The sequence below is a fragment of the Vogesella mureinivorans genome (assembly GCF_007644035.1).
Taxonomy (GTDB): domain Bacteria; phylum Pseudomonadota; class Gammaproteobacteria; order Burkholderiales; family Chromobacteriaceae; genus Vogesella; species Vogesella mureinivorans.
On sequence record NZ_VMTV02000792.1, the window covers coordinates 1 to 269 of the forward strand.

General features: G+C 61.7%; 1 protein-coding gene. It reads right to left on the reverse strand.

The genetic code is table 11. The annotated features are described in order from the left end of the window. Positions 1–33: 33 nt before the first annotated feature. Positions 34–269, reverse strand: a 236-nt coding sequence (locus tag FLQ44_RS19340) for an alpha/beta hydrolase family protein (protein WP_147695686.1), incomplete at its 5' end; no start/stop codon positions are given.

Consider the following 269-nt stretch of genomic DNA (forward strand, 5'->3'; position numbering starts at 1 on the left):
CAGCCAAACCCAGCCGGCGGGGCCGATCCACCCCTACTTCCCCAACCCCCCCTGCTCCTCAAACCACCGCTTCACCTGCTGATACCAGAACACCGAGTTCTGCGGCTTCAAGATCCAGTGGTTCTCGGTCGGGTAGTACACATACCGCGTCGGCACGCCCTTCATCAATAGCGTCTGATACAGCTCGACGCCGTGGTTCACCGGCACCCGCAGATCATTCTGCCCGTGCACCACCAGGGTCGGCGTCTTGAAGTTCGCCGCGTGGTAGT